The following is a 2,194-nucleotide window of genomic DNA, read 5'->3' as shown; positions in this document are numbered from 1 at the left end:
GCTCGTCAGGCTCATAACCTGAAGGTCGTAGGTTCAAATCCTACTCCCGCAACCAGCAAAAAACAGCCCGCCTTGCGCGGGCTTTTTTGTTGGTGGCAGTGAGTGTCGGGATTGGCGGCTTGTTCAGCCGAGGCCTCGTAAAGCGAGGCGGAGACCACGGGCGAAGCCCGTAAATCCTACTCCCGCAATCAAACCGATGAGCCGCCTTAGGGCGGCTTTTTTTGTTTAGGGATTGCGCGATCCGTTTAAGCCCGATAGCGCAATATACATGTCCGATTGCGAAACCTGTGTCGTCCGCAACCGCGCGATTTGCTCGGCTTTGATGCCGGACGAATTGCTGGCGCTCGGTAAATTGGGACGGAAGCAGATGGTTTCACGCGGCCAGACTTTGGTCTGGGAAGGCGATGAGTCGCTTGTCGTTGCCAATGTCATTCAGGGTGTCCTGAAGCTTTCGGTATCGACACAGGATGGCCGTGAACAGATTGTAGGCGTTGTTTTTCCATCGGATTTTATCGGCCGTCCCTTTGGTAAGGAAAGCCCTTATGGGGTTACCGCTCTGACCGATGCCGAGGTGTGCATCTTTACCCGCACCGCGTTTGATGGCTTTGCGAAGGAACATCCCGATCTGCAGCACAAGCTGCTGCAACGCACGCTCGATGAACTTGACCGTGCACGGCAATGGATGATGCTGCTCGGGCGGAAAACCGCGAGCGAACGCATTGCCACCTTGCTGATTGAAATATCCGATCGTCTGGGGGCTGTCGGTTGCAGCGCCATCGCCCCCTTCCTCGACAAGTTTGAGTTGCCGATGGATCGCCAGCAAATGGGTGATCTGTTGGGCCTCACCATCGAAACGGTCAGCCGCCAGCTTACCAAGCTGAAAGAGGCTGAAATCATTGAATTGCCCGACCGGCGCAGCGTCGTCATCAAGGACCGCCGCAGGCTAGAAAACATCGCAACAGCTGCTTGAGGGCAGTTGCAAAATGTGCAAGTTCGTTTGCTTGACTTAGGTCAATGCGGACTCGCGCGGTCGTTGCGATGCGCTTTGATGCCAATTCCCCTGTCCAGGGGGAAAAGTAACGGGGAAATATCATGGAAAGATTGATGATGCGGGGCGGGGCTTGGTTGGCCATAGCTTTGGCCTTGCTCCTTGCGGCAGCAGCCAGTGCGGATTGGGCCTTTTCGGTTCATATGAGCATTGCCTGCCTTGCTGCACTGATTGCCGCCTTTGCCAGCGCAAAGGGATTTGACTTCATCACCCAACGCTATCCGGCGTTGTCATCACAGGCCGCATCGACCTATGATGACGATCTGATCCGGCTCGGGGTGATTGCGACAATTTTCTGGGGCTTGGCCGGATTTCTGGCTGGCCTGTACATCGCGCTGCAACTCGCTTTCCCGGCTCTCAATCTCAATCTGGAGTTCACGACTTTCGGACGCTTGCGGCCGCTGCATACGTCGGCGGTTATCTTTGCGTTCGGAGGGAATGCGCTGATCGCCACCAGTTTCTACGTGGTTCAGCGCACCTGCCGGGCGAGGCTCGCCTTCCCCAGTCTCGCCCGGTTTGTCTTCTGGGGTTACCAGCTGTTCATCGTGCTCGCTGCCACAGGCTATCTGCTCGGCGTTACTGAAGCGCGCGAATATGCGGAACCTGAATGGTATGTCGACCTCTGGTTGACCGTCGTCTGGGTGTCCTATCTGGCGGTTTTCGTCGGCACGATCATGCGCCGGAAGGAACCGCACATCTATGTGGCGAACTGGTTCTATCTGGCCTTCATCATCACCATTGCGATGCTGCATCTGGTCAACAATCTGTCGATGCCGGCAAGCTTGCTCGGGTCAAAGAGCTACAGCGCCTTTGCCGGCGTACAGGATGCGCTGACCCAATGGTGGTATGGACATAATGCGGTGGGTTTCTTCCTGACTGCTGGCTTCCTGGCGATGATGTATTATTTCGTGCCGAAACAGGCCGAACGTCCGGTCTACAGCTATCGCCTGTCAATCATCCACTTCTGGTCGCTGATCTTCCTCTATATCTGGGCGGGTCCGCACCACTTGCACTATACCGCGCTGCCCGATTGGGCGCAGACGCTGGGCATGGTCTTCTCGATCATGTTGTGGATGCCCAGCTGGGGCGGGATGATCAACGGTCTGATGACGCTCAACGGCGCATGGGACAAGATCCGCACCGATC

General features: G+C 56.3%; 2 protein-coding genes. Both read left to right on the top strand.

The window, feature by feature from the left end; all coding sequences use genetic code 11:
* The first annotated feature begins 268 nt into the window (after nt 1-268).
* Entirely contained in the window at nt 269-970 is a 702-nt protein-coding gene (locus tag PKC81_RS14680; protein ID WP_324337359.1) for a Crp/Fnr family transcriptional regulator, read from the top strand.
* 122 nt (nt 971-1,092) lie between these two features.
* On the top strand, nt 1,093-2,194 hold a 1,102-nt coding region (locus PKC81_RS14675), incomplete at its 3' end, for a cbb3-type cytochrome c oxidase subunit I (protein ID WP_324337357.1).

This window comes from Sphingorhabdus sp., assembly GCF_035329025.1.
GTDB lineage: Bacteria > Pseudomonadota > Alphaproteobacteria > Sphingomonadales > Sphingomonadaceae > Sphingorhabdus_B.
Note: the sequence above shows the minus strand (reverse complement) of the source record. Positions and strands in the feature narration are given on the sequence as shown.

What these genes read in the sequence shown, in the direction of transcription:
- PKC81_RS14680 (WP_324337359.1), top strand. Translation starts at nt 269, where the DNA reads ATGTCCGATTGCGAAACCTGTGTCGTCCGCAACCGCGCGATTTGCTCG.